Origin of the sequence: Falcatimonas sp. MSJ-15 (assembly GCF_018918265.1) — a bacterium.
Lineage (GTDB): Bacteria > Bacillota > Clostridia > Lachnospirales > Lachnospiraceae > Falcatimonas.
In genome coordinates, this window is sequence record NZ_JAHLQC010000017.1 from 12,578 (window position 1) to 33,831 (window position 21,254).

The 21,254-nt window shown below is 31.4% G+C and carries 16 protein-coding genes; 14 read left to right on the forward strand and 2 right to left on the reverse strand.

Features of this window, described 5'->3' with window-relative positions:
• Nucleotides 1-54: 54 nt before the first annotated feature.
• Together KQI85_RS12705 and KQI85_RS12710 are read left to right on the forward strand one after the other, a co-directional pair.
• Nucleotides 55-1,905 carry an EAL domain-containing protein gene (locus KQI85_RS12705; RefSeq protein ID WP_216576456.1) on the forward strand — a complete coding sequence of 617 codons (1,851 nt, stop codon included), beginning with the start codon at nucleotides 55-57 and terminating at the stop codon, nucleotides 1,903-1,905.
• 20 nt (nucleotides 1,906-1,925) lie between these two features.
• Nucleotides 1,926-2,228, forward strand: coding sequence for a Dabb family protein (locus KQI85_RS12710; protein WP_216576457.1), 303 nt, complete (start codon nucleotides 1,926-1,928; stop codon nucleotides 2,226-2,228).
• 225 nt (nucleotides 2,229-2,453) lie between these two features.
• On the opposite strand, the gene KQI85_RS12715 is transcribed toward KQI85_RS12710, so the two are convergent.
• Nucleotides 2,454-4,499 carry a methyl-accepting chemotaxis protein gene (locus KQI85_RS12715; protein ID WP_216576458.1) on the reverse strand — a complete coding sequence of 682 codons (2,046 nt, stop codon included), beginning with the start codon at nucleotides 4,497-4,499 and terminating at the stop codon, nucleotides 2,454-2,456.
• 414 nt (nucleotides 4,500-4,913) lie between these two features.
• Between KQI85_RS12715 and KQI85_RS12720 the strand changes: the two genes are divergently transcribed.
• From KQI85_RS12720 to KQI85_RS12775, 12 genes are all read left to right on the forward strand, one after another.
• On the forward strand, nucleotides 4,914-6,191 hold the full coding sequence (locus KQI85_RS12720; protein WP_216576459.1) for a M28 family metallopeptidase: 1,278 nt from the start codon (nucleotides 4,914-4,916) through the stop codon (nucleotides 6,189-6,191).
• A gap of 41 nt (nucleotides 6,192-6,232) precedes the next feature.
• Complete coding sequence (locus KQI85_RS12725) at nucleotides 6,233-6,970, forward strand: ABC transporter ATP-binding protein (protein ID WP_216576460.1); 738 nt, start codon at nucleotides 6,233-6,235, stop codon at nucleotides 6,968-6,970.
• 3 nt (nucleotides 6,971-6,973) lie between these two features.
• Complete coding sequence (locus KQI85_RS12730; RefSeq protein ID WP_216576461.1) at nucleotides 6,974-8,569, forward strand: hypothetical protein; 1,596 nt, start codon at nucleotides 6,974-6,976, stop codon at nucleotides 8,567-8,569.
• Between the two features lie 237 nt (nucleotides 8,570-8,806).
• Nucleotides 8,807-10,438, forward strand: a complete 1,632-nt coding sequence (locus tag KQI85_RS12735; protein ID WP_216576462.1) for a M20/M25/M40 family metallo-hydrolase — start codon at nucleotides 8,807-8,809, stop codon at nucleotides 10,436-10,438.
• A 237-nt stretch (nucleotides 10,439-10,675) separates the two neighbouring features.
• Nucleotides 10,676-11,512: a dimethylarginine dimethylaminohydrolase family protein gene (locus tag KQI85_RS12740; RefSeq protein ID WP_216576463.1), complete on the forward strand. Its 837-nt coding sequence runs from the start codon at nucleotides 10,676-10,678 to the stop codon at nucleotides 11,510-11,512.
• A gap of 228 nt (nucleotides 11,513-11,740) precedes the next feature.
• Complete coding sequence (hisC, locus tag KQI85_RS12745; protein WP_216576464.1) at nucleotides 11,741-12,841, forward strand: histidinol-phosphate transaminase; 1,101 nt, start codon at nucleotides 11,741-11,743, stop codon at nucleotides 12,839-12,841.
• A 91-nt stretch (nucleotides 12,842-12,932) separates the two neighbouring features.
• The gene (locus KQI85_RS12750) at nucleotides 12,933-14,048 is read left to right on the forward strand and encodes a C-terminal binding protein (protein ID WP_253293891.1); all 1,116 of its coding nucleotides are present in this window, start codon (nucleotides 12,933-12,935) and stop codon (nucleotides 14,046-14,048) included.
• A gap of 12 nt (nucleotides 14,049-14,060) precedes the next feature.
• Nucleotides 14,061-14,972, forward strand: coding sequence for an AEC family transporter (locus KQI85_RS12755; protein ID WP_216576465.1), 912 nt, complete (start codon nucleotides 14,061-14,063; stop codon nucleotides 14,970-14,972).
• Nucleotides 14,973-15,112: 140 nt separating this feature from the next.
• Nucleotides 15,113-15,787 carry a response regulator transcription factor gene (locus tag KQI85_RS12760; protein ID WP_216576466.1) on the forward strand — a complete coding sequence of 225 codons (675 nt, stop codon included), beginning with the start codon at nucleotides 15,113-15,115 and terminating at the stop codon, nucleotides 15,785-15,787.
• Between the two features lie 160 nt (nucleotides 15,788-15,947).
• Complete coding sequence (locus KQI85_RS12765; RefSeq protein ID WP_253293892.1) at nucleotides 15,948-16,700, forward strand: HAMP domain-containing sensor histidine kinase; 753 nt, start codon at nucleotides 15,948-15,950, stop codon at nucleotides 16,698-16,700.
• Nucleotides 16,701-16,925: 225 nt separating this feature from the next.
• The gene (locus KQI85_RS12770) at nucleotides 16,926-17,696 is read left to right on the forward strand and encodes an ABC transporter ATP-binding protein (protein ID WP_216576468.1); all 771 of its coding nucleotides are present in this window, start codon (nucleotides 16,926-16,928) and stop codon (nucleotides 17,694-17,696) included.
• Nucleotides 17,686-19,692, forward strand: a complete 2,007-nt coding sequence (locus KQI85_RS12775; protein WP_216576469.1) for an ABC transporter permease — start codon at nucleotides 17,686-17,688, stop codon at nucleotides 19,690-19,692. Before KQI85_RS12770 ends, KQI85_RS12775 begins: the two co-directional genes overlap by 11 nt.
• 65 nt (nucleotides 19,693-19,757) lie before the next feature.
• Here the strand turns inward: KQI85_RS12775 and KQI85_RS12780 are convergent, their stop codons facing one another.
• Nucleotides 19,758-21,155, reverse strand: a complete 1,398-nt coding sequence (locus KQI85_RS12780; protein ID WP_216576470.1) for an MATE family efflux transporter — start codon at nucleotides 21,153-21,155, stop codon at nucleotides 19,758-19,760.
• Nucleotides 21,156-21,254: the final 99 nt, after the last annotated feature.

The following is a 21,254-nucleotide window of genomic DNA, read 5'->3' on the forward strand; positions in this document are numbered from 1 at the left end:
TATTAGAAATGGAAAATTAAGATGATAGTGAAGCATTTTTAGAATGAAAGGGTTATGAAGTTTATGGGAGATTATTCGTTTGTTTTGGATGCAGCAGTACTGGTAGCATGCATTGTACTTATTATTTTATCAAAGGCAACTTATACTAAAAAAACCAACAGATATAAATATTTTCTATCATCTATAATAAGCCTTATGATAGCGGCTTCGGCTAATGTATTCTATCATGTATGTGTTAATGAAAGTTTTAAAAATGGTGTAATTGTATATATTGCAAAGATGGCATATTATATACCACTTATAACGGTACTTGCACTGTTTAATCTATATGTGGCAGATCTTATAGAACTTGGAAGCAAGGCTTTTGAACGGTTTGTACTTGGCTCATATTCAGTATTTATCTTACTTACAATGATTGAACCAATAACAACATTTGGATATAACATTGACAAAGAGGGTAATGTTGATTCTCCATATTATATTACAGTATTTGCAGCTGCATACGTAATGTATCTTATAATACTTGCAATTAACTTATATGGACATAAGAATATTGTTGTAAAACGAATTGTAAATAGTGTGGCGATAGTATTTACTATATCTATTATAATTATATTAATACAGGCGATTTTTAAAGGAGATTCGTTTACATGCTTTGCATTCTTCCTTCCGATATTGGCAGTATTTGTATTGTTACATAGTAATTCATATGATGTTGATTTTGGTACACTTGATTTTAATGCCTTTGTAAGTTATTTTGGAGAGATTCTTCAGAAAAAAGAGGAAGTAGTTGTAGTAAATATATATGTTGAGAATTTTACAACAGATATGTATATTAAGAAGAATAAGATAGCATTTCAGAAGTTTATAAATGATATAAAATATAATAATTTTGTATTCAAGATTACAGAAGACAGAATGATATTTATATACAAAAAATCTGAATTTGATGCAGAGCGTATAATGAATTGTTTTAACAAGTTACATGAAGAATATCAGCTTGATCAGAAGACAGTATTTACAACTAATATAGAGATGTTTAAGAGTGCCTATGATTATCAGAATTTTTATGAATTCATTGAAACCAGAATGAAATATAATACATATAGAATGTGTAATGAACAGGATATATATGCATATATTAATAATCAATATATCAAGCAGGAACTTAATGATATTGTAGAGAGAGGAGATCTTAATGATAAGAGAATTCTTGCATATTGTCAGCCGGTGCTTGATATTGCCAAGAATAGATATACATCAGCAGAAGCACTTATGCGATTAAAACTTGATAAGATTGGACTTGTATATCCGGATGTATTCATTCCAATGGCAGAAGAATTCAAGTATATTCATAAACTTAGCCTTATAATACTCAATAAAGTATGTGCATATATAAGTGAGAATCCAAAGATAGAGCGAATATCAGTTAACTTCTCTATAGATGAATTAAAGGATAGTAAGTTCTGTGATGATATAACAAGTGTAATCTCAAGATATGATATTGATTATGGAAAGATTGCGATAGAGATAACTGAGAGTAGAACACTTGATGATTTTGTCATTATAAAAGATAGAATAATAGCACTTAAAAAACTTGGATTCAAATTCTATCTAGATGATTTTGGAACAGGATATTCTAATTTTGAACGAATTATGGGATTGCCAATCGATATTATCAAGTTTGACAGATCGCTTGTTATATTTGCAAAGGGTAATAATGAATCAAAATATATGATTAGTAATTTTGCCGATATCTTTAAGAGACTTGGATATGATATACTGTTTGAAGGAATTGAAGATGAGACTGATGAGGAGATGTGTCGCAAGATGAAAGCAGATTATCTTCAGGGATATAAGTACTCAAAGCCAATTCCTATTGAAGAACTTAACAGATTTTTGTAGAAGAGAAGGAGACTTAAGAGATGGTAAAGCATGTTATTTTATGGACACTAAAAGATGAATTTAGTGAGAGTGAAAAAGAAGAGATTAAAAAAGGTATAAAAGAAGGTCTTGAAGGATTAAAAGGTCAGATACCGGGACTTCTTGATATATCAGTAAGAACTGAATGCCTTAAGAGTTCAACAGTTGATGTAATGCTTGATACAACATTTGAAAGTGCAGAAGCATTAAAGAATTATTCAGTACATGAGAAGCATGTAGAAGTTGCTAATACAAAAGTAAGACCTTATACAGCTACAAGAGCATGTATGGATTACGAGATATAATATAAAAAAGAATATAAAAAAGAGGAACACTTAAATGTTAAAAATACCGACCTTCCAAAAGTTAGATTTTTAGGTTTGACTTTTGGGGGCCGGTATTTTTTTAATAGATTAAATGTTCCTTGTATTTGATTATGATATTATAACTACAATTTTACAACTATAATGCTACAGCTACAATGCCGCAAATATGGCGTTGTAATTATGATATTACAATAATGACATTAATTACAGTTTGAACTGACCTATATATACTTTAAGTTCACTAGCTATATTATCAAGTTTCTTAGTATGATTTGCAATAGTTTCCATAGTATCATTAATCTCTGAAGCAGAAGCATTAACTTCTTCAGCGGCAGCTGCGGATTCTTCAGCAACAGATGCAATGTTCTCCATCTGGCTTACTACAGAATCTTTATTCTTAGTCATATTAGAATTGAGTTCATTAAGCTCATTCATACTCTTAATTATATCTGATATAAGATTTGACAGATTGTTGAATAATTCTTTTGTCTCATTAATTGAAGTCTGTTGTTCATTCTGAATTTTTTCACTTTCTATCATTGAACTTTCAGCAAGATGTGATTTGTCTGTAATCTCAGCAACGATTGCTTTAATCTCATCAGTTGAAGCTTTTGACTGTTCAGCAAGCTGGCGTATCTCGTCAGCGACAACAGCGAATCCTTTACCGGCTTCGCCGGCTCTTGCAGCTTCGATAGAAGCATTAAGTGAGAGCAGATTAGTCTGTGAAGTTATATCAGCTATTGCATCAGATATATAGTTAATCTTATCAATACTCTTAATCATCTCAGACATAACATCCATTGAAGTCTGTGATTTTTCACGACTAAGGCTGGATTTGCCTATAAGATGTTCAACAGTGCTTATACCCTGGTTACTAAGTTCAGTAGCATTAGATGATACTGAGTGAAGTTTGTCTACATAGTTAACTGTCTCGGTAAGGCTGTCGCTTAATACATCAACCTCACTATTTGCGTTCTGTGTGCTTGAAGCTTGCTCAGAAGCACCAAGTGCAATATTATGAATTGCTTCAGTTACCTGTATCATAGAGTCTTTTGCTGTAGATGTTATATTGGTTATTCCAGAAGATGTATCAAGTAATACAGAAGCAAGATTTTTAAGGTTACTTATCAGCTCTGATATAGAAGCTACCATATCATTGAAGTCATTTTCAATTGTACCAAATTCATCATTATATTTTACATCAATTCTGGCGGAAAAATCACCATTTTTAACACTTGCAATAGCAGTCTGGACTTTTGAAAGTTCTTTAGTTATAAGATATGCAATTAAAAATGCAATCAAAAAACCAATGATAACACTTATAACACCATTGATGAAGATAGAGCGTGTTATATTTGATACATCAGATGATATCTCATTGTCACTTATGATGCCAACGAGATACCAACCAGTAATACTTTCAGACAGAACAGTTGCATTATTATTAATACCATTTTTATTAAATGAGTAATTACCATCATTATTAACAGCTGTAGTCCAGAATGATAATTCATTAAGTGATGATGTAACGATATTATTATTGTCATTATTAATAAGGATGTTACCGGTATTATCAGCAAGGATTACATAACCAGTCTGTAACAGATTGATTCCTGTAATATATTCTTCAAGCTGAGTAGCAGATATATCCATTGCAACAACACCAAGATTGACATCATTAACTTTAATCTCCTGTGATACTGTGATTATATTATCGCCTGTCTCATCATCTTTATAAGGTGTAGATATATAAGCAAAGACACCATTACGTTTCTCAGTACCGATGGCATTGATATACCATTCTTTACTTGTATTATCAACGTTCTCATATAATTCCTTGATACCTGTTGTCTTACCATCAACTTCTTCAAGATGAGCAGTAATTAGATAACCTGATTTAGTGCTATAATAGCATCTTACTGGATTTTCAGTAACTTTAAGAGATGCTACAAGACTGTCTTGAATAGCTTTTATATTTGAATCAAAATTATCTTTCTCATCCTCATCTTCAAGATGTTTTATTTCATTTTTTCTGGTTAAAAGATCTACAGGAATACTTAATGACTTAAGATAGGTCTGAAATTGCTTTAATGTCTCATTTAGAGTCTGTGAACTTGTTATTGTCGCATTATTTTTAAGTGTTTTTTTGGAATTATAGGTTACGGTGGTAGCAGTAATGCTTATAACAATTATAAGCGTTGCCAGAAAACCAGCTAGTATTTTGAGCAAAAGTCCTCTTGATTTGTTCATTTATATACCTCCATTTATGATTATGTCAATACGAGAGACTGACACATATTTTTATAAATAATATATCGAACTTAGTATAAGAAGATCATAGCAATATTAGGCAAAATGTGTCTATTATATATAAAAATACAATCTTGTACCAAGCGAACATAATCGATATAGTAAAAATGATACTTGTAAAAATTTGTATCTAAATAGATTGATAATAAATATCAGATGATGTAATATTAATGTATTAAAGAATATCTGGCAATTATGAGATTAAGTTGTTTAAAGCTAGATGTTTTGTAATTGTTTGCGAAAAAGCAAGAAAATATATAAATATTCTTTAAGCAAGACACACAGAAGATTTAGCTTCGTGTGTAGCTAATATGTAAGATTAGTAATAAGTAAAAAGAGGAGAAAAGGGAAGATATGATAAAGATTGAAAAAGAATATCAATTATTAAAAGACTTAAGCTTTACAAGAGTAAGCACAACTAAAGAGGAAGAAAAAGCAGCGGATTTGATAATTGCAAGATTAAAAGCAGAAGGATTAGATGCTTATAAGGAAGAGTTTGAAGTAGATTCTTTTGATTCAGTCAGTTCACAGATAGAAGTTATAGAACCATTTCACAAGACATATGATGTTACAACGTATGCTAATTCAGGAAGTACTGGGGAAGATGGACTCACAGGCGAATTATATTATTATGAGAGTGATAATGAAGTTAATCTAAAAGATGCAAAAGGTAAGATTGTATTAGTTAATGGAATGATGAGAAGAGATCCATACAAGAAGATAGTTAAAGCCGGTGCTATTGGATTTGTATCATTTAATGGTAATGTTGATATTGAATATGATAAGACTGATATTGCAATAAAAGAGTTAAGAGAACCATTAAGAGAAGCAGGCGTTATTCCGGGTGTGAATATGAGAGTACATGATGTTCTTGAGATGGTGAATAGTGGTGCGACAAAAGTTAAGTTTAATATTAATCAGCCTTTAAGTAAAGCGGTATCACATAATGTCATCTGCGATATCAAGGGAAGTGAAGATACCAAAGAGACAATAGTATTCACTGCACACTATGATTCAGTACCATATTCAACAGGTGCATACGATAATGCTACAGGAAGTGTGAGTCTATATGCAATGGCTATGTATTTTAAAGAGCATCAGCCAAAGCGTAATCTCAGATTCATATTCTGCGGAAGTGAAGAGAGAGGGCTTCTTGGAAGTAAAGCATATTGCAAGAATCATAATGAAGAACTTGAGAATATAGTAATGTGTATTAACATTGATATGATTGGTTCTATTCTTGGTAAGAGAATTGCAGTTGCAACAGCAGATGAGAAACTTGTAACTTATACAGAGTATTTTGCTAATATGGCAGGATTCCCTATTGAAGCATCACAGGGAGTATATTCAAGCGATTCAACTCCATTTGCAGATTGTGGAATTCCGGCTATATCATTTGCAAGAATAACACCACAGGGTGGAGGTTCAATTCATAGCAGATTTGACAGCATGAATATTCTTAATGAACATTTTCTTGAAGAAGATACAGAATTTATCACAAGATATGCAGAAACATTCGCTAATGCTTATGTATTCCCGGTTAAGAAAGAGATGCCGGATAAGATGAAAGAAGAACTTGATAAGTATCTTGGACGTGAAAAGGAAGATAAAAAAGAGTTAAAAGAAAAATAATAACAGAGTGTGTTAGATTTAGTACGAGAGGAGATATAAAGATGTTAAAAATTGAGCATTTAACGAAAAAATATGGAGATAAGACTGCAGTTAAAGACATCACTATCCATATAAAGTCAGGTGAGATATATGGATTCATCGGTCATAATGGAGCAGGTAAGACAACAACACTTAAATCAGTTGTTGGAATTCTTGATTTTGAAGAAGGGGATATATTAATTGATGGTGAATCTATCAAAGAGAAGCCATTAGAGTGTAAGAGAAAGATAGCATATATACCTGATAATCCGGATCTGTATGAGTTCATGAGTGGTATAAAATATCTCAACTTTATAGCAGATGTATTTGGAGTAAGTGAAAGTGACAGACAGGAGAGAATCAGAAAATATGCAGATGCATTCGAACTTACATCAGATCTTGCACAGCCAATAGCATCATATTCACATGGTATGAAACAAAAACTTGCGATTATATCAGCATGGATACATGAGCCTAAACTCATTATTATGGATGAACCATTTGTCGGACTCGATCCAAAGGCAACACATATTCTTAAGACTATGATGCGTGAATTATGCGATAAAGGCGGAGCAATATTTTTCTCAACCCATGTTCTTGAAGTCGCAGAAAAACTGTGTGATAAAGTTGCAATAATTAAAAAAGGTGAGCTTATTCGCCAGGGAACAATGGAAGAAGTAAAAGGTGATGACAGTCTTGAAGAAGTATTTCTTGAACTTGAGGAAGAATCAGACAACTATAATGCATCAAAGGAGGTCTGATTAATGTTCGGAATATTATTAAAAAAAGAACTTATGGAGATCTTTCGTGCATATTTCTATGATGCTAAAAAGAATAAAAAACGTTCTAAGACATCAACAATACTTTTTATATGTATGTATGTACTTATTATGGTAGGAGTTCTTGGCGGAATGTTTGGATATTTTGCGTGTAATATATGTGAACCATTCAGTATAGTAGGCATGGGATGGTTATATTTTCTTCTGATGAGTATGATAGCGATAGCACTTGGTGCATTTGGAAGTGTATTCAATACATTTTCATGTCTATATATGTCTAAAGATAATGATCTGTTATTATCTATGCCAATACCGGTAAGAACAATAATGGCAGCAAGGATGATGACAGTATATATTATGGGACTTATGTATTCTGCTGTTGTAATTATTCCGGCAGTAGTTATATATTGCGTAGTAAATACACCGAATGCAGTTGTTATAATTGGTGGAATTATGCTGACATTTATAATATCAATGATTGTATTAATACTCTCATGTGTGTTAGGTTTTGTAGTGGCAAAGATTAGTACTAAACTTAAAAACAGAAGTTTTATTACAGTAATAGTCTCACTTGTATTTATAACATTGTATTATGTAATATATTTTAGAGCACAGGTTATAATACAGACATTAATCAGTAATGCAACAGTATATGGCAGTAAGATAAAAGGTGAAGCATATATTGTATATATGTTTGGACGAATTGGTGAGGGTGATATTAAGGCAATTATAGGTACGACAATTGTAATTGCGGCGTTATTTGCACTTACATATTATATAATGGCAAAAACTTTTATCGGTATTGTTACATCATCACCTAAGACTAAAAAAGTAGTATATAAGGAAAAAAAGACAGTTAAAAGAAGTATATCACAAGCATTGTTTTATAAAGAACTGGCAAGATTTACATCAAGTTCTGCTTATATGCTTAATTGTGGACTTGGAATAATTATGCTTATTATATGTGGTGGATTCATGGTAGTAAAAGCAGAACAGCTAAGAGCATTATTAGATGAAATTGCAACCAATGCAGGAAGTAGAATGGTTATTGTCGCAATAGTAGTGTGTGTTATAGCATCTATGAATGATATAGCAGAACCATCAGTATCGCTTGAAGGTAAGTCACTTTGGCTGTCACAGTCACTTCCGATAGATACATGGCAGATATTAAAAGCAAAACTTAGTGTGCATATAATCCTTACAACAGTACCATCAGTTATATGTATAATATGTGCAATGTATGTTGTAAAAGCTGATATTATTATGGATATACTGGCATTAATAATGGTTGTATTATATATAATTATAACAGCTATGTTTGATCTTATTATAGGACTTAAGAGACCTAATCTTACATGGACTAATGAGACAACAGTAATTAAACAGAGTTTTGGAGTTATGATTGCTATGTTTGGAAGTTTTATATATGCATTGGCACAAGGCTTTATATATATAAATTTTGCCATGAATATACCAGCATGGATATATATGGTTCTTGATATACTATTTGGAATTATATTGGCAGGATTATTAGGTATGTGGCTAAAGAAACGTGGAACTAAGATATATAGAAGCCTTTAATATATAGAGAACATATATATAAAGAAAACTTTTATTAATGCTTAATTGAAAAATTTAATATAGAAATTAAATGATGCTTTGTAAGAATTACAAAAATTACAACAAATATTTGTCTTTTCATATATTGCAATAACAGTTTTTAGCTGATATAAATATATGCGTGAAAAGCAAAGGCGCTTGCAGTGATATCTGCAGGCGCTTTTTTTGTTATCAGCCAAAGGAAGAGAGGATACATATATGAGAGATGAGATGCTTGAACTTACCAGACAGATGGTTGCAATACCAAGTGTCAATACAACAGAAGGTGAGAAGAATATCGGATTGTTTATTGAGAGCTATCTTAGAGATATACCATATTTTAAGAAACATGAGGAATATATTATAATACAGCCATTAAAAAATGATTCACTAAATAGAAGAAATGTATTCGCATTAATTCGTGGTGAGAAAGATGATAATAAGAATACAATTATCTTCCATGGACATACAGATACAGTCGGAGTCGAAGATTATGGAGTATTTGAAGATTATGCATTTGATACTGACAGACTTATGGAAGCACTTAGAGAAGCAGATATTGATGAAGATGTAAAAAGAGATCTTAAGTCAGGTGATTATCTGTTTGGAAGAGGTGCATGTGACATGAAGAGTGGAGATGCAGTATTCATGGTACTTATAAAGCATATTACCGAACATATAGGAGAATTCTCAGGTAACATATTATTATCACTTAATCCGGTTGAAGAGAATCTTCATACAGGAATAATTGAAGGAATAGAAGTGATAGAAGCACTCAGAGAACAATACCATCTGAATTATATTCTTGCAATTAACAATGATTATACATGTCCTATGTATTCTGGCGATTCTAAGAGATATATCTATACAGGAGTTGGTGGCAAAGTTCTTCCTTGTTTTTATATTCGAGGAAAAGAGACACATGTAGGACAGTGCTTTGAAGGATATGATCCAGCATTATTAGCATCAGTTATTAATGAAGAGATAAGTTACAATGCAGATTATCTTGATAATTACAAAGGAGAATATTCACTTCCTCCGGTTTCGTTAAAGTTAAAGGATCTAAAAAACTGGTATAATGTGCAGACTGCTAAAGAAGCTTTTATATACTTTAATTATTTTGTACATAACGCAGGAACAGATGAGATAATTGATAAACTTGTAGATGCAGCTAAAAAATCATCGCAAAAGACAATAGATAAAATGAATGAGAGATATAAAAAGTTCTGCGAATTATCTGGCAAGGAATATACAGTAATAGATAATATATGGTCTGTTATGACATACAATGAACTTAATAAGATTGCTCACAATAAAAATAGTGATATAGATAAAGAAATTATAGAAGTTACAAAAGAATGTATGAAAAATAATATAGATAAGAGAGAGATACCAATATTCATCATTCGTAAGATGCTTCAGACAGCTAAGATATATGAACCTGTTGTTGTTCTATATTATGCTGCACCATATTGTCCACATAATACATTAAAAGATGAGAAAGCAGAAGATGTGAAACTTATAAAACAGCTTAAGAATATTACAGATGAGATAACTAAAGAGACAGGCGAAGAATATGATATATGCAGATTTTTCCCAAGTCTGTCAGACAGTAGTTATCTTGCTATGGATGATAGTGAAGAATCAGCAGAATGTCTTTATCGCAATTTTCCACAGATGGATATGTTATATCCGTTACCACTTAGCAAGATAAGAAGTCTTAATATAAAAGCAATTAATTATGGTGTATATGGTAAAGATGCTCATAAGTGGACTGAGAGAGTATATATACCATACAGTTTTGAGATATTGCCAAAGCTTATAATAAAGACGCTTACACAATTATTATAAGTATAATCAGCTTAATATAAGTACAATTATTATGACTGTATCAGTCAATAAAAAACTAAACTTCTATAACTATCGTAAGGCGATATTAAAGAACATTATATAGATAAAGAATATTACGCAGATAAAGAGTATTACATAGCTAAAGAGTATTGCGTAGGTAAAGAGTATTACATAGCTAAAGAGCATTACGCAGATAAAGAATATTACATAGTAAAAAACAATTAGGAGGACATATATATGTTTGTAAAAAATGGAACAGGCAATTTGAAAAAGGTATTATTATCAAAACCTCAATTTTTAAAACCGGCACCAATTAATGAAATCGCAAAATTGTGGAAAGACACAACAATGGATGTATCTACAATGCTAAGAGAACATGAAGAATTCGTTAATGCATATAAAAAAGCCGGAATAGAAGTTGAATTCCTAGAACCTGATGAAGAAAGACCAAATTCAGTTTTTTCAAGAGATTTTGGTGGATGTGTAAAGGAAGGGTATATAATGGGCCGCTTTAAACTTGATATGCGATATAAAGAGCATGTTGATTATAAGAGACGTATGGAAGAACTTAATGTTCCAATGATTGGTGAAGTCAAAGAGGGCTTGTTTGAAGGTGGAGACTTTATGTTCATGAATGAGCATTGGGTAGCAGTCGGAATGGCAGACAGAACTAATGAAGCCGGTCTTAAAGAGATAAAAGCAATTCTTGAACCACTTGGTTATGAAGTTACTGGTGTACCAGTAAAACAAGAGTATCTACATCTTGATATGTGTTTTAATCTTGTAGATGATCATATCGCTGTTGCTTACAGAGATGGACTTCCATTAGAATTCAGAGAATTATTAACAAAGCGTGATATTGAGATAGTTGATGTTCCCGAAGAAGCAATATTCTTACATGGATGTAATCTTCAGTCAATCGGAAGCCACAGAGTAATGTCACTTAAGAGAAATACAAAAGTTAATGAAGAACTTGCAAAAAGAGGAATGGATATAATAGAACTTGATATTACTGAGATTCTTAAAGCAGGTGGTGGACCACATTGTATGACATTCCCGATTATAAGAGAATAGATTATCGTAAGAAGACTAAATTAATTACAAGTATCGATTATAAGCATTAATTACAGGTATTAATTACAAGTATTGATTATAATCATTAATTACAAGTATTGATTATAAGTATTAATTACAGGTATTAGTTATAAGTATTAATTACGGATATTAATTAGATATATTGTCAGAGATGTTGATAAAGTTAGAGAATTAAAAATATTGATAGTTAGATAGGAGAAGAAGAAAATGAGTATATTTTTAGTAGATGAATATAAAGATATGGAGCCTTATGTTCCAGGAGAACAGCCAAAAGATAAACCATATATAAAACTTAATGCCAATGAGACATCTGTACCACCTTCACCAAAAGTATTTGAAGCAATATCAAAGAGCGAGATATGGAATATGAGCTATTATGCAGATCCACATTGCCATGAGTTCAGACAGGCAGTTGCTGAAGTCTATGGAATAACAGAAGATGAAGTATTCGTAGGTAATGGTGCGGATGAAGTATTGAGTTTTGTTCTTATGAGCTTTTTCAGACGTGGTATGAAGATATATTTTCCAGATATAACTTATGGTTTTTATCGTACTTATGCTAAGACATACGGTCTTGATATGGAAGAGATTCCAGTCAAAGATGATTTTTCAGTAGATATTAATGATTATATGGAACTTGATGGAGATATTATTCTTGCTAATCCTAATAATCCAACAGGACTTATGGTACCGGTGGAAGATATAGAAAGATTAGTTAAGAAGAATCCTGATAGAATGGTTATTATTGATGAAGCTTATGTTGATTATTGTGGCGAGAGCTGTCTTCCACTTGCAATTAAGTATCCTAATCTTGTAGTAGTAAGAACTTTTTCCAAATCAAGAAATATGGCTGGTGCACATGTAGGATTTGCTGTTGCATCTAAAGAGATTATTGAAGATATGAATAAAATAAAATTCTCATTTAATCCATTTAATCTTAATTCAGTTACAATGGCAGCAGGAATAGCAGCAGTTAAAGATACAGATTATCTGAAAAAATGTGTAATTAGAGTTATTAATACCAGAGAAAGATTTACTAAAGAGCTTGAAAATATAGGATTTGAAGTTATACCATCTAAAGCTAATTTTGTATTCTGTAAGCATGAAGATATTAAATCTCAGGTTCTATGTGATAGATTAAAAGAAGAAGGAATATTAACAAGACATTTTGCAGATGAGAGATTAACAGATTATCTTAGAATTACAATAGGAACAGATGAAGAGATGATGGTTGTACTTATTACAATTAAGGAGATTCTTGCTGATATACATAAGACTCTGGTTACAGCACAAGAAGTTGCAATCTAATAGATTTGATTAGATAATAGAAAGATTATGTTCTGTTGCGATTTGGAATTAGGCAAGTAAGTGATTGTATTAAAGTAGTGTGAGGAAATATATGATTAAGAATAATAAAACTAGAAAAATAGTGATATGCGATTATGAAAATGCAATGGAGAATGATTATGAACCAACGATAAGAAGTATAAAAAAAGCTCTTAAAGAAAGTGATGAGAATTATTCAGTTAGTGAGATAAGAGAAGATGGTAAAGAGAATTGTAACATAGTCCATGCAAAAGATGATATTATAGATATTGTAACAGAAAAAGATAATATAAAAATAGATACAGTATGCTATAAAAATATAGAAGAATTGATTGAGAATATCAAAGATGCTGATGGAATAATTACAGGTTTTCTTGAGATTGGTGAAGATATCTTTAAGTATGCACCGAGATTACAATGTATATCAGTAAGTGGTGTAGGATATTCCAATATTGATGTTGAAGCAGCAAAAAGACATGGTGTTACAGTATGTCATATAAAAGAGTATTGCACAGAAGAAGTAGCTGAGCATACATTGGCACTTATTAGTGCACTTAATCGCAATCTGAAATATTATAATAAAAATATAGAAACAGAGTATGAATGGAAATATCATACAATTAGTGGTGGAAGAAATCTTAGTAGTCAGACATTAGCTATATTCGGTTTTGGCAAGATTGGAAAAAGAGTTGCAAAGATTGCAAAAGCTTACGGAATGGAAGTTATAGCAGTAGATCCCTATGTACAGTCAAATGATGCTCTGATAGAAGAAGCTGCTAATATGGGCATTAGTATAGTATCTTGTGATTATGCACTTCATAATGCAGATATTATTACTAATCATATGAACCTTACACAAGATAATTATCATTTTTTTAATAAAGAGAGATTTGAGAAGATGATAAAAAAACCACTTTTCATTAACGTAGGACGAGGAGGAAGTGTAAGCGAAGAAGCACTTATAAATGCACTTGATGAAGGAATGATAAGAGGTGCCGGACTTGATGTATTAGAAGAAGAGAATCCTATTCTTAAGGAGAATAGATTGTTAGGAAGAAGTAATGTGATAATCACACCTCATAGTGCGTTTTATAGTGAAGAATCAATGGAAAAATTGCAGACTATAAGTGGAGCCAATATGGGATATGTACTTGGTGGAAGAATAGAAAAAGCATACGAGACAGTATAAGGAGTGAGTAATATGAATCTTGTTATTACACTTACTTTTAAGATATTAATTCTTGTGATAATTGGCTATATAGCAAAGATTATAGGAATTATTGATGATGTAGGCAAGGATACATTATCATCGCTTTTAGTTAATCTTTTTCTTCCAGTAAGTATGATAGCATCATCACAGCAGGAGTTTGATATAACACATCTTAGAGGTGTTGCAAGTGTAGCTTTAATTGCATTAATATATTATATTATTACATTTTTAATCGGAAGAATAATCGCTAGAATATGTGGAATGGATACTAATAAGAGTGCAATGTTTATATTACTTATTGCATTTGCAAATACCGGATTTGTTGGGATGTCTGTTCTAACAGAGTTAATAGGTGAGACAGGTACATTATATGGAGCGATATATAATTCAGTATTTGATATATTATATTTTTCTTATGGAATTAGCATTATAAGTAGTGAAGGAAGATTTGACAGAGGAAAGATTATCAAAAATCCAATGATATGGATTGCGATTATAACAACAATTCTGTATGTGATACCATATAGAATGCCTGCAGTTATGACAGATTCGCTTAATCTTGTGGGTAATTGTATGATGCCGGTGTCAATGATTATAATAGGTGCAGAGATTGCTAATATGAATATCAGACAAGTCCTAACGGATAAGGCATCTTATGGAGTGAGTCTTATAAGAATGTTGATAATTCCATCTATCACATTAGGAATAATGAAACTTTTTAATGTGAATTATGAAGTTATGGTGACAGCGACAATACTTGCAGCGATGCCAAGCGGTTCACTTAATGTGATTATGGGACAAAAATATAATAATAATGCTCAATTTGCAGTTAAAGTGGTTATGCAAAATACAATAATTATGATAGTGACATTGCCGATATTTGCATATCTTATTATGCGTTGATATATCATGTTTGCTTAACTGGCGAAGAAAAGTATAATAAAATATGATTGACAAAAATATGGAAGTTGATAGAATGAAAAAGAATAAATTATACAATAAATTAAAAACTGGATTATACATTATACAGGAGAGTGAATAGTATGAACAGAGTATATATAGTTGAAGACGATAGAATAATCGCAAGAGAAGTCGCTACATATCTTGCGAAGTGGCAGTATGAGTGTATGTGTACTAAAGATTTTCAGAAGATAAATGAAGAAGTTAGTGAATACAAGCCGGATATAATACTCATGGATATCAAACTTCCATATTATAATGGATTCTATTGGTGTGCAGAAGTGAGAAAGACATCACAAGTACCAATAATATTCGTATCATCAGCAGATGATAATATGAATATTGTAATGGCGATTAATATGGGAGCAGATGATTTTATATCAAAGCCTTTTGATCTTCAGGTGCTGACTGCGAAGATTCAGGCTGTTCTAAGGAGAAGTTATGGTGCAGTTCTTACTTCACATACAATAGAATATGGTGATGTATCACTTAATCTTGATGATACAACAGCAACAGCTAATGGTAATAGAATAGAACTTACCAAGAATGAATTTTTAATACTTAAGATTCTTATAGAGAACAGTAATAAGGTTGTAAGCCGTGAAGAGATAATGGAACGATTATGGGGGAATGATGAATTTGTTGATGGTAATACACTTACTGTTAATATGACAAGACTTCGTAAGAAGATAGAAACAGCAGGTGTTAAAGATTATATTGTTACGAAGAGAGGAATGGGATATATAATTGGAGAATAAGCAATTTTTTAAAGATAATAAAGGTTTCATATATGTATTTCCATTTTTTTTAGTAATAACTATATTAGTTGCAAGTCTGTATGAAGTGAATAAGGAATATATATTTTATTTTATTACTTTTTATATAATATCGTATATAATTGCAATGGTAATGCAATATATGAACCACAGAAAAAATCTTGAATTATATAAACAGCAGATTGAATTAATTAATAAAGATAAAGATAACAGTGATATAGATAAGATAAGAGAGAATGAAGATTTTTTTGCACTTTGGACGCATCAGATTAAGACACCAATATCTGCACTTAATATACTTCTTCAGGCTGATGACATCAATAAGAGTGAATGTAGAGAAGAACTTATTAAGATAGAAGATTATGTGAATGTGGCACTTGGATATATAAGATATGACAATATGGGGAATGACCTTGTACTTGAAGAATATAGTCTTAATGAGATTGTAAAAAATGTAGTTAAGAAGTATGCACCGGTATTCATATATAATCATCTCACTATTAAGTTTGAGAATCTTGATTATAAGATACTTACAGATGACAAATGGTTTTCTTTTATACTTGAACAAGTATTATCTAATGCACTCAAATATACGAAAAATGGTGGAATAAAAGTATCAGCATCTGATTGTGATGGAGAAATAAAAGTTAGAATCAGTGATACAGGAATTGGCATTAAAAGTGAAGATATACAGCGAGTATTTGATAAAGGATTCACAGGTTATAATGGAAGAATGGATAAAAAAGCAAGTGGCATAGGACTATATCTTAGTAAGAAGATATGCGAGAGCCTTGGACATAAGATTAGTATAGAATCTAAGATAAATAGTGGAACAACTGTGATAATTACTATAACTAAAGACAGACTTAATAAGTCAGATCTTATAAAAAACTAATTGTTAGGTAATCAGGAGAGCTAATTAATAGATATCCTTACAAAATTGTAAGGTAGCTAAGAAGAAATGTAAGCTAATGAAAGTGCATTACATTTCTTTTTTTGCTATTATTAATGCTGTAAGACAGGTGTAAGAGAAGAGGCTGTTATGAAGTAAGATATAATTAAGGTATAGCCAAAAAACATCTGCAATCATATAAAGCATAGATAGATGGAGGAGAAATATATGTCACTTTTAGAAGTTAATCATGTTAAAAAGGTATATAAAACAAGAATGGGTGGTGATGAAGTCACTGCACTTAAAGATGTACATTTTACAGTAGAAAAAGGCGAGTTCGTAGCTATTATGGGTGAGTCAGGAAGTGGTAAGACGACACTTCTTAATATTCTTGCAGGTCTTGACAGCCCTACTAATGGCAGAGTATTAATTGACGGTAAAGACTATACAACACTTAAAGATAATGATAAAGCAATGTTTAGAAGAGAAAATCTTGGATTTATATTTCAGGATTTTAACCTGCTTGATAACTTCTCACTTGAAGATAATATTAAGTTACCGCTTGTTCTTGGCGGAGAGAATCATGCTAAGATGAATGACAGAGTAATTCCTATTGCTAAGACACTTGGAATAGATAGTATTTTAAAAAAATATCCATATGAAGTATCTGGAGGACAAAAACAAAGAACAGCAGTAGCAAGAGCAATTATTACAAGACCACATATATTATTGGCAGATGAGCCGACAGGTGCGTTAGATTCAAAATCTTCAACCAATCTGCTTAAGTTATTAAGAAAGATTAATAAAGAAGGTCAGACAATTCTTATGGTAACGCATAGTAATGTCGCTGCAAGTTATGCAGACAGAGTGATGTTTATCAGAGATGGAAAAGTATTTAACCAGATATATCGTGGAGACATAAGCAGAGAAGAGATGCTAGATAAGATATGTGATTCTGTCAGTGTGCTTATGAGAGGAGATGATGAGAGTGAACAGTAAATTGCTTACAAGACTTACACTAACAGGTATGAAGAATAATAGAAAGAGACTTATACCATTCTTAATGGCTGCAACTTTTACGATAATGATATTCTATATTCTTACATCACTTGCATATACTCCATACATAATAAGTAATGGGGAAGAAGCATTCTATGGAGCAGGGACAATAGCAATTATGCTTAAAATTGGAAGTCGGATAGTAGCATTCGTATCAGCGATATTTATAATATATGCTAACCAATTTGTTATGAAAAGCCGTAAAAAAGAGATGGCACTGTATGGTGTACTTGGAATGTCTAAGAGAAATATTACATTTATAATGATACTTGAAACAGTGATTAATATTCTTATAACTGTAGGAATAGGAATTCTTGCAGGAACTTTTCTTAATAAGATATCATTGCTTATATTATATAAGATAATAAAACAGACACCGGTTAATGGAATATTGTTTGAAACTAAGGCACTTATTAATACAGTAGTATTATTTGGAATAATATTCTTAATATGTCTTATAATTAATGTAGCATCAATTCGTGTTGGTAATCCAATTACTATGTTAAAAAGTGATAAGACAGGAGAAAAAGAACCAAAAGTAAAAGTATTCACATTTATAATTGGTATAATTACACTTGGAGCCGGATATTATATTGCACTTGCGACACATTCAACATTTGCAGCAGCGCAGACGTTAATTATAAGTATATTGCTTGTAATAATTGGAACATATTGTCTTTTTATAGCAGGAAGTATATTCATACTTAAGATGCTTAAGAAGAATGAACGTTTTTATTATAAGACAAGAAATTTCATAAGTGTATCCAATCTTATATATCGAATGAAGCATAACGCAGCAGGTCTTGCCTCAATATGTATACTTTCAACAGCCGTTATACTTCTTCTTACATGTGGTTCATCACTTATGTTACTTGGCGAGAATAATATTAATAATATGTATCCTACAGATGTAAGAGTAGAATTTGAAGATGATGAGAAGAAACCAGAAGAATATTATACTAATATTATTAATAATGCGATAAAAAAATCTGATGTTAATAATGCAGAACTTATATGTAGACAGTATGAGAGCATTATGTTAACAAAAGAAGGTGATTCGTATATATATATCAATTATTTGGGAGATATTGATAATAATAAAGATGTATATACGGTTGCACTTGATGATTATAACAGATATATAGGTAAAGATATAAAACTTGCAGATGATGAGATATTAGTATATACAACTGATGAAGAATACAAAGAGAATAATCAGAACATTATGAATATCTGTGATCATCAATATAATGTGGTTGGTGAAGCAGATTATAAGGCATTACATTATATATTTGATCCAACAATGGCTCTTTTTGAGAGATATATTATAGTATTTAAGAATGAAGAAGATATAGATAGTATTATATCAGGAAATACGCTTACTATGAATAATAGTGAGAAACAGACATATATAGGATATGATATTAAAGGTACTTTAGATAAAAATAGTATGAATATATTCAAAGAAACGGTTAATAGTATAGATGGCAATGCTACAGTAAGTTTTAAAGAAGAAGAGAGAACATTTTTTTATAATATATATGGAGGAGCTTTTTTCGTAGGAATATTCATGGCTATATTATTCCTTATTGCTACTGTTATGATTATATATTATAAACAGATGTCAGAAGGTTATGAAGATCAGAAGCGATTTGAGATTCTTGCGAAAGTAGGACTTACAGAGAGAGAAGCTAAGAAGACGATAAAAAGACAGGTTATGATATTATTCTTTATGCCGGTTATAGCAGCAATTATTCATTCGGTTGTGGCAACAGGAATTATAAGATTGTTCCTTAGAATGATATTAGTAGTCGATTCAACAGTATTTGCAGCAGCGATAGGAATTGTATGTATTATATTCTTTGTCATATATGCAATCGTATATAAGATTACATCAGGTCAGTATTATAGAATTGTATATGCGAATGTTAGATAAAACATAAAAATGTGTGAGATGAAAGTCTCACACATTTTTATTGTTAGATTATAAAAAACCGAGTTTTATAATAAATCGCTTCCGTCAGGAATCTTTGATATTATAGTGCGATTGATACGGAATAAGAATATCAAAGATACTATGAGAGATATAACCTCCGCAATAGGGAATGCCCACCATACAACATGAAGTCCACCAATCTTAGCAAGAATATAAGCTGCAGGTATTAATACAACAAGCTGACGCATAATTGACACAATCATACTGAATACTGCTTTGCCAAGAGCCTGGAATACTGTACCACATACGATACAGAACCATGCTATAAGGTAGTGGATACCAATAATTTTAAGTGCCGGAATACCGATTTTTAACATATCATCAGAAGCATCGAACATTCCAAGAAGTACCTGTGGAATCCTTTCAAAACATACAAAGCCTATGAATGTAAGACAAAAAGCAACTATAAGGCTTAACTTTATTGTCTTTAGCATACGTTTTCTATTCTGTGCACCATAGTTATATGCAATAATAGGTGTAATACCATTATTGAGTCCAAACAGAGGCATAAAGAAGAAACTTTGCAATTTGAAATATACACCGAATACAGCAGCAGCTGTTGATGAGAATTCGATAAGAATTTTGTTCATTGAGTAAGTCATAATAGAACCAATAGACTGCATAATTATTGAAGGAATACTTATTGAGTATATCATAGCAATAATCTTGCCACTTGGTCTAAATGAACTGAGATCAAGTTCAATCTCATCATTGAAATTGTGATTGCAACTACATGCAACAATAGCGGCAACACATTGTCCTACAACAGTTGCTATAGCAGCACCTGTTACGCCCATCTTAGGACATCCAAAAAGTCCAAAGATCATAATAGGATCAAGAATAATATTAGTGATAGCTCCACATAGCTGAGAAGTCATACTGAATATAGTTCGTCCTGTAGATGTAAGCAATCGTTCAAAAAATACCTGTGCAAGAAGACCAAAAGAGAACCACATAACAGTGCTTAAGTAGTCAATTCCCATGTTCATAATCTCTTTATCAGCATTTTTGATCTGACTTGCATAAAAAGGTTTTACAATTGTAAATCCGAGTATTAAGAATACAATATAGCTTAAAAAATAAAGAAATGCTGCATTAGAAGCAATCTTATTAGCTTTTTTGGTATCATGCTCGCCAAGAGCCTTAGAGAGTAATGCATTCATACCAACACCTGTACCGGTTCCGACAGCAATAAGAAGTGTCTGAAGTGGAAAGGCAAGTGATACAGCAGTAAGGGCATTCTCTGATAGTTTAGCAACAAAGATACTGTCAACAATATTGTAAAGTGCCTGTACAAGCATGGAAATCATCATTGGAAGCGACATATTAAATAATAGTCTGCCAACAGGCATGGTTCCCATTTTATTTTCTGCTACGACAGCAGATGTGTTATCCTGATTCATAATTTCTCCAATCTGTTATAAATAATTATAGTAAGAACAGATATATATCTTGTTCTTATATATCTATATAAGTTCTTATATACCTGCTCTAAATATCAA

Bases quoted from the DNA above. Each gene is read 5' to 3' on its own strand.
- KQI85_RS12705 (WP_216576456.1), top strand. From the start codon at position 55: ATGAAGTTTATGGGAGATTATTCGTTTGTTTTGGATGCAGCAGTACTG.
- KQI85_RS12710 (WP_216576457.1), top strand. From the start codon at position 1,926: ATGGTAAAGCATGTTATTTTATGGACACTAAAAGATGAATTTAGTGAG.
- KQI85_RS12715 (WP_216576458.1), bottom strand. From the start codon at position 4,499: ATGAACAAATCAAGAGGACTTTTGCTCAAAATACTAGCTGGTTTTCTG.
- KQI85_RS12720 (WP_216576459.1), top strand. From the start codon at position 4,914: ATGATAAAGATTGAAAAAGAATATCAATTATTAAAAGACTTAAGCTTT.
- KQI85_RS12725 (WP_216576460.1), top strand. From the start codon at position 6,233: ATGTTAAAAATTGAGCATTTAACGAAAAAATATGGAGATAAGACTGCA.
- KQI85_RS12730 (WP_216576461.1), top strand. From the start codon at position 6,974: ATGTTCGGAATATTATTAAAAAAAGAACTTATGGAGATCTTTCGTGCA.
- KQI85_RS12735 (WP_216576462.1), top strand. From the start codon at position 8,807: ATGAGAGATGAGATGCTTGAACTTACCAGACAGATGGTTGCAATACCA.
- KQI85_RS12740 (WP_216576463.1), top strand. From the start codon at position 10,676: ATGTTTGTAAAAAATGGAACAGGCAATTTGAAAAAGGTATTATTATCA.
- hisC (WP_216576464.1), top strand. From the start codon at position 11,741: ATGAGTATATTTTTAGTAGATGAATATAAAGATATGGAGCCTTATGTT.
- KQI85_RS12750 (WP_253293891.1), top strand. From the start codon at position 12,933: ATGATTAAGAATAATAAAACTAGAAAAATAGTGATATGCGATTATGAA.
- KQI85_RS12755 (WP_216576465.1), top strand. From the start codon at position 14,061: ATGAATCTTGTTATTACACTTACTTTTAAGATATTAATTCTTGTGATA.
- KQI85_RS12760 (WP_216576466.1), top strand. From the start codon at position 15,113: ATGAACAGAGTATATATAGTTGAAGACGATAGAATAATCGCAAGAGAA.
- KQI85_RS12765 (WP_253293892.1), top strand. From the start codon at position 15,948: ATGAACCACAGAAAAAATCTTGAATTATATAAACAGCAGATTGAATTA.
- KQI85_RS12770 (WP_216576468.1), top strand. From the start codon at position 16,926: ATGTCACTTTTAGAAGTTAATCATGTTAAAAAGGTATATAAAACAAGA.
- KQI85_RS12780 (WP_216576470.1), bottom strand. From the start codon at position 21,155: ATGAATCAGGATAACACATCTGCTGTCGTAGCAGAAAATAAAATGGGA.